Annotated in this window: 4 protein-coding genes; 2 read left to right on the forward strand and 2 right to left on the reverse strand. The window is 70.9% G+C overall.

Features of this window, described 5'->3' with window-relative positions; genetic code table 11:
- Positions 1-251 precede the first annotated feature (251 nt).
- Together B7L92_RS27440 and B7L92_RS27445 are read left to right on the forward strand one after the other, a co-directional pair.
- Positions 252-491 carry a heavy-metal-associated domain-containing protein gene (locus tag B7L92_RS27440; protein ID WP_004987834.1) on the forward strand — a complete coding sequence of 80 codons (240 nt, stop codon included), beginning with the start codon at positions 252-254 and terminating at the stop codon, positions 489-491.
- Positions 492-615: 124 nt separating this feature from the next.
- Positions 616-2,883, forward strand: a complete 2,268-nt coding sequence (locus B7L92_RS27445) for a heavy metal translocating P-type ATPase (protein WP_081240049.1) — start codon at positions 616-618, stop codon at positions 2,881-2,883.
- A gap of 719 nt (positions 2,884-3,602) precedes the next feature.
- Here B7L92_RS27445 and B7L92_RS27450 read toward each other — a convergent pair.
- Positions 3,603-4,892, reverse strand: coding sequence for a citrate synthase (locus B7L92_RS27450; RefSeq protein ID WP_004987828.1), 1,290 nt, complete (start codon positions 4,890-4,892; stop codon positions 3,603-3,605).
- 219 nt (positions 4,893-5,111) lie between these two features.
- The coding region (gene recD2, locus B7L92_RS27460; RefSeq protein WP_081240050.1) for an SF1B family DNA helicase RecD2 at positions 5,112-7,250 on the reverse strand (2,139 nt) is incomplete at its 5' end.

The following is a 7,250-nucleotide window of genomic DNA, read 5'->3' on the forward strand; positions in this document are numbered from 1 at the left end:
GGCGGCCTCTCCGCCGGCGGCTCCCTCCCCCGCGTCCACCGGTGCCGCCGGTCTCCGGGAGGCGCAGTACGTTCGGGAACGCGGGACGTCCGGACGGGGGGCGTCCGGACGCGGAAACGTCCGGGAACGGGGAACACTTTCGTCCGCCGCTCCGGCCCGCCGGTCCTGGATTCATACCCCCTAGGGGTATAGTCTTGGTGTGGGGTTCCCGAGGACCCTCCCACCCCTACCCCTCGACGAGGAGCAACGCCATGACTTCCCCGACCGACACCCAGGGTTCCGTCACCGCCGTCTACAAGGTGAGCGGGATGAGCTGCGGCCACTGCGAGGGCGCCGTCTCCGGCGAGATCTCCGAGATCCCCGGTGTCAGCTCGGTGAAGGCGATCGCCTCCACCGGCGAGGTGACCGTGGTCTCCGCGGCCCCGCTCGACGAGGCGGCGGTGCGCGCCGCCGTCGACGAGGCCGGCTTCGAACTCGTCGGCAAGGCCTGAGCCGGGACCGGGGCACCGCGCGGCGCGCACCGGGCCGTACCGGCCATCGGCTCCCCACGGCCCGGCACGCCGTCGGCCCCGCGTCCCGGACACCACCCCTTCCGGCTTTCCTGGAGTGACGGACGTGACCAGCAGCACCACCACCGCCGCCGGGGCCCCGACCGGCGGACAGCCGGCGACCTCGGAGGTCGAGCTGCTCATCGGCGGGATGACCTGCGCCTCCTGCGCGGCCCGCGTCGAGAAGAAGCTCAACCGCATGGACGGTGTCACCGCCACGGTGAACTACGCGACGGAGAAGGCCCGGATCACCTGTCCGCCGGGCGTCGAGGTCGCCGACCTGATCGCCACCGTGGTGAAGACCGGCTACACCGCCGAGGAGCCCGCGCCCCCGGCGGACGAGCCGTCCGCCGGGCACGACGGGCCGCCCGGCGGGCAGGAGGACGCCGAGTCGGCCGCCCTGCGCCGGCGCCTGACCGTCTCCGCGCTCCTCGCCCTCCCCGTCGTCCTGCTGGCGATGGTCCCGCCCCTGCAGTTCGACCACTGGCAGTGGCTCTCCCTCACCCTCGCCGCGCCCGTCGTGGTCTGGGGCGCGCTGCCCTTCCACCGGGCCGCCTGGACCAACCTCCGGCACGGCGCGGCCACCATGGACACCCTGGTCTCCGTCGGCACGCTCGCCGCGTTCGGCTGGTCCCTGTGGGCGCTGTTCCTCGGCGACGCGGGCATGCCCGGGATGCGGCACCCCTTCGAGCTCACCGTCTCCCGCACCGACGGCGCCGCCACGATCTACCTGGAGGTCGCCGCCGGCGTCACCGCCTTCCTCCTGCTCGGCCGCTACCTGGAGGTCCGCTCCAAGCGCCGCGCGGGAGCGGCCCTGCGGGCGCTGATGGAGCTGGGCGCCAAGGACGTGGCCGTCCTGCGGGCCGGGCGCGAGGTGCGCGTACCGGCGCAGCGGCTGGCCGTCGGCGACCGGTTCGTCGTACGCCCCGGGGAGAAGATCGCCACCGACGGGACGGTGGTGGAGGGTTCCTCCGCCGTGGACGCGTCCATGCTGACCGGCGAGTCCGTCCCCGTGGACGTCGCCGTCGGCGACACCGTCACCGGCGCCACGGTCAACGCGGGCGGCCGGCTCGTCGTCGAGGCCACCCGGGTCGGCGCCGACACCCGGCTCGCCCGGATGGCGAAGCTGGTCGAGGACGCGCAGAACGGCAAGGCCCGGGTGCAGCGGCTGGCCGACCGGATCTCCGCCGTCTTCGTCCCCGTGGTGCTGCTGATCGCGGCCGGCACCTTCGGGGGCTGGCTGGGCACCACGGGCGACACGGTGGCGGCGTTCACCGCGGCCGTCGCCGTGCTGATCATCGCCTGCCCGTGCGCCCTCGGGCTCGCCACGCCCACCGCGCTGATGGTCGGCACCGGGCGCGGCGCGCAGCTCGGCATCCTGATCAAGGGCCCGGAGGTGCTGGAGTCCACCCGCCGCGTCGACACCGTCGTCCTGGACAAGACCGGCACCGTCACCACCGGACGGATGTCCCTGCAGGAGGTGTACGCCGCCGAGGGCACCGACGAGAAGCAGGTGCTGCGGCTCGCCGGCGCCCTGGAGCACGCCTCCGAGCACCCCGTCGCCCGGGCGGTCGCCGCGGGGGCCGAGGAACGCGCGGGCGCGCTGCCGGAGGCCGAGTCCTTCGAGAACGTCCCCGGCCGGGGCGTACGCGGGCGCGTGGAGGGTCACGAGGTGGCCGTGGGGCGGCTCTTCGAGGAGCTGCCGCCGGAGCTGGCCCGGGCCGCGCAGGAGGCCGAGAACGGCGGACGCACGGCCGTCGTGGTCGGCTGGGACGGGACGGCACGAGGGGTCCTCGCCGTCGCCGACACGATCAAGGAGACCAGCGCCGAGGCGGTGCGCGAACTGCGCGCCCTGGGACTCGCCCCGGTGCTGCTGACCGGTGACAACCGGACGGTGGCCCGGGCGGTGGCCGAGGCCGTGGGCATCGACGAGGTGATCGCCGAGGTGCTGCCCGAGGACAAGGTCGACGTCGTGCGGCGGCTGCAGGCCGAGGGGCGCGTCGTCGCCATGGTGGGTGACGGCGTCAACGACGCGGCCGCGCTCGCCGTCGCCGATCTGGGTCTCGCCCTGGGCACCGGCACGGACGCGGCGATCGAGGCGGGCGACCTGACCCTGGTCCGCGGCGACCTGCGGGTGGCCGCCGACGCGATCCGGCTGTCCCGCAGGACCCTCGCCACGATCAAGGGCAACCTCGTGTGGGCCTTCGGCTACAACGTCGCCGCGCTGCCGCTGGCCGCGGCCGGGCTGCTGAACCCGATGATCGCCGGAGCCGCCATGGCGTTCTCCTCGGTCTTCGTGGTGACGAACAGCCTGCGGCTGCGGTCATTTCATTGAGGTCTCAAGTTGGGGTGTACCCCTGGAGTCCGGTACGACCCTCACATAAGCTCTTCACAAGGCTCGCGCATCATCCTTACGCTCGGGCCCCATGAGCGACATTCGGCCTCTTGCGTACCTAACGGACATACGCAAGAGACGCAGATCACAGTGATCCGAACGTAACCATCGAAGGGGTTCGAAGGTCTAAGTTGGCGATGTCGGGCAGCGTCTTGGGGGGCGCTTCCTGGCATCTGGGGATGTCTTGGGGGACTTTCCCAGAATGGAGTACCTCCCTGCTCGAACGTAGGTGAGAGCTCGGGGGAGCGTTGCCGGGGCACGTATCCGCCGGGGAGCTTTGAGCGGCCCTCCCGAACGTGCGTTGTCCCGGCAGACCGCACAACCGTACGAGTGCACGGCGGAAGTGTTCCGTCCGCGCTCACCCAGCGATTCAGGCGCTGTCCTCACAGACGCCCGGCCGGATCCCGTGGGGGGAATCCGCACCGGGACATGGGAAGGCGCCCTGCTCGTCGGCCCGTGGGGGGACCGGCGCCAGGGCGCCTTCCGCTTTTGTCCGCACGGACGCCTTCGTCTCACGGAGTTTTCTGCCCTCACGGACAGTCCTGCCCTCACGGGCGCCTTCCTCCGCACGGACAGGAACTCCGCGCCGGCGAAAAGCGGAAGGCCCCGCACACGACCTGCGTGCGCGGGGCCCGGCGACGCGACGTGCGCCGCCCCTGTCAGCGCTCCTCGACCGGGACGAAGTCGCGCTCGACCACGCCCGTGTAGATCTGGCGCGGGCGGCCGATGCGGGAGCCCGGCTCCTTGATCATCTCGTGCCACTGGGCGATCCAGCCCGGAAGACGGCCGAGGGCGAACAGGACCGTGAACATCTCGGTCGGGAAGCCCATGGCCCGGTAGATCAGACCGGTGTAGAAGTCGACGTTCGGGTAGAGGCTGCGCGAGACGAAGTAGTCGTCGGAGAGCGCGTGCTCCTCCAGCTTCAGCGCGATGTCCAGCAGTTCGTCGGACTTGCCGAGGGCGGACAGCACCTCGTGCGCGGCGGCCTTGATGATCTTGGCGCGCGGGTCGAAGTTCTTGTAGACCCGGTGGCCGAAGCCCATCAGGCGGACGCCGTCCTCCTTGTTCTTCACCTTGCGGATGAAGGAGTCGACGTCGCCGCCGGAGTCGCGGATGCCCTCCAGCATCTCCAGCACCGACTGGTTGGCACCGCCGTGCAGCGGGCCCCACAGGGCACTGATGCCGGCGGAGATCGAGGCGAACATGTTCGCCTGCGAGGAGCCGACCAGGCGGACCGTGGAGGTCGAGCAGTTCTGCTCGTGGTCCGCGTGCAGGATGAGCAGCTTGTCCAGCGCGGAGACCACGACCGGGTCGAGGTCGTACTCCTGCGCGGGCACCGAGAAGGTCATGCGCAGGAAGTTCTCGACGTAGCCGAGGTCGTTGCGCGGGTAGACGAACGGGTGACCGACCGACTTCTTGTACGCGTACGCCGCGATCGTCGGGAGCTTGGCCAGCAGGCGGATGGTGGAGAGGTGACGCTGCTGCTCGTCGAACGGGTTGTGGCTGTCCTGGTAGAAGGTGGACAGCGCCGAGACGACCGACGACAGCATGGCCATCGGGTGGGCGTCGCGCGGGAAACCCTTGTAGAAGTTCTTGACGTCCTCGTGCAGCAGGGTGTGCTGCGTGACCTCGTTCTTGAACGCGGAGAGCTGGTCGACCGTCGGCAGCTCGCCGTTGATCAGCAGGTAGGCGACCTCCAGGAAGGTGGAGCGCTCGGCCAGCTGCTCGATGGGGTAGCCGCGGTACCGGAGGATGCCGGCCTCGCCGTCCAGGTAGGTGATCGCGGATTTGTAGGCGGCGGTGTTGCCGTAGCCGCTGTCCAGCGTCACCAGACCGGTCTGGGCGCGGAGCTTTCCGATGTCGAAGCCCTTGTCACCGACGGTGCTGTCGACCACCGGGTAGGTGTACTCGCCGCCGTCGTACCGCAGTACTACAGAGTTGTCGCTCACGTCTTCCCTCACCGACGTTGTGCCTCATCTTCGAGGTGCCCTGACTGTCTCTACCATCCCCCACTTGGCTCAGGAGAGTGCACTCGGGGTCGACCATCGGGCCTATTGGCGGCACTGAGTGCCGCCAACTTGCCCATCCTGCCCCCTCGGTCCACCAACCGGAAGGGTTCTGTGACCTTCACGACTCATTTGATCGATCATTTTTTGGTGACGGGCCGTTCACCGCGGCGCCCCGCCCTCCGAGAGGCGTGCGTCCGCGAGGCGTGCGTCCGGGGAGCGGGAACCCGCCAGACGGAAGTCCAGGGCCGTGCACCGGCGGCCCGCCGAGACCGTGCGCACCGCCTGCCCGATCGCCCTGCGGGAACCGACCAGGACGACCAGCCTCTTGGCCCGGGTGACCGCCGTGTAGAGCAGGTTGCGCTGCAGCATCATCCAGGCGCCCGTGGTCACCGGGATGACGACCGCCGGGTACTCGCTGCCCTGGGAACGGTGGATGGTCACGGCGTAGGCGTGCGCCAGCTCGTCCAGCTCGTCGAACTCGTACCCCACCTCCTCGTCCTCGTCGGTCAGCACCGTCAGGCGTTGTTCGACCGGGTCGAGCGAGGTGACCACACCCACGGTGCCGTTGAAGACGCCGTTCTCCCCCTTCTCGTAATTGTTGCGGATCTGGGTGACCTTGTCGCCGACACGGAAGACCCGGCCGCCGAACCGCTTCTCGGCGAGGTCCGGGCGGCCGGGGGTGATGGCCTGCTGGAGCAGCCCGTTCAGGGTGCCGGCGCCGGCCGGCCCCCGGTGCATGGGGGCGAGGACCTGCACGTCGCGGCGCGGGTCCAGGCCGAACTTCGCCGGGATGCGGCGGGCCGCGACGTCCACCGTGAGCCGGCCGGCCTCCTCGGTGTCGTCCTCGACGAAGAGGAAGAAGTCCTTCATGCCGTCGGTGACCGGGGGCCGACCCGCGTTGATCCGGTGCGCGTTGGTCACCACGCCCGACTGCTGGGCCTGGCGGAAGACCCGGGTGAGCCGCACGGCGGGCATCGGGCTGCCGTCCGCCAGCAGATCCCGCAGGACCTCGCCCGCGCCGACGCTGGGCAGCTGGTCGACGTCCCCGACGAAGAGCAGGTGGGCGCCCGGGGGGACCGCCTTGACCAGCTTGTTGGCGAGCAGGAGGTCCAGCATGGAGGCCTCGTCGACCACCACCAGGTCGGCGTCCAGCGGGCGGTCCCGGTCGTAGGCGGCGTCACCGCCGGGCTTGAGCTCCAGCAGCCGGTGGACGGTGGAGGCCTCGGCGCCGGTCAGCTCGGCCAGGCGCTTGGCGGCGCGGCCGGTCGGGGCGGCCAGCACCACATTGGCCTTCTTCGCGCGGGCCAGCTCCACGATCGAGCGGACCGTGAAGGACTTGCCGCAGCCGGGGCCGCCGGTGAGGACGGCGACCTTCTCGGTGAGCGCGAGCTTCACGGCCGCCTCCTGCTCGGGAGCGAGGTCGGCTCCCGTCCGCCCCTTCAGCCAGGACAGCGCCCGGTCCCAGGCCACGTCGCGGAAGCCCGGCATCCGGTCCTCCTCGGTGCGCAGCAGCCGCAGCAGCTGGGCGGAGAGGGACAGCTCGGCGCGGTGGAAGGGGACCAGGTAGACCGCCGTGACCGGATCGCCGCCGTCCGGGCCCGGCACCTTCTCGCGCACGACACCGGGGTCGGCGCCGTCCTCCGGCGGTTCGGCCAGCTCCGCGAGGCACTCGATGACCAGGCCGGTGTCGACCTGGAGGAGTTTGACCGCGTCCGCGATGAGCCGTTCCTCGGGGAGGAAGCAGTGCCCCTGGTCGGCGGACTGGGACAGGGCGTACTGCAGGCCCGCCTTCACCCGCTCCGGGCTGTCGTGCGGGATGCCGACGGACCGGGCGATCTTGTCGGCGGTGAGGAAGCCGATGCCCCAGACGTCGGCGGCCAGCCGGTAGGGCTGGTTCTTCACGACGGAGATGGAGGCGTCGCCGTACTTCTTGTAGATGCGCACCGCGATCGACGTGGAGACCTCGACGGTCTGGAGGAAGAGCATGACCTCCTTGATCGCCTTCTGCTCCTCCCAGGCGTCGGCGATCCTCTTCGTGCGCTTGGGGCCGAGGCCGGGGACCTCGACGAGCCGCTCGGGCTCCTCCTCGATGATCTTCAGCGTGTCCAGGCCGAAGTGCTGGGTGATGCGGTCGGCGAAGACCGGGCCGATGCCCTTGACCAGGCCCGAGCCGAGGTAGCGGCGGATGCCCTGGACGGTGGCCGGCAGGACGGTCGTGTAGTTCTCCACGTGGAACTGCTTGCCGTACTGCGGGTGGGAGCCCCAGCGGCCCTCCATCCGCAGTACGGCAAGCAGTTC

It is taken from the genome of Streptomyces viridosporus (assembly GCF_002078235.1).
GTDB classification, from domain to species: Bacteria; Actinomycetota; Actinomycetes; order Streptomycetales; family Streptomycetaceae; genus Streptomyces; species Streptomyces viridosporus.

Coding starts and splice junctions, on each gene's coding strand:
- B7L92_RS27440 (WP_004987834.1), top strand. CDS start 252: ATGACTTCCCCGACCGACACCCAGGGTTCCGTCACCGCCGTCTACAAG.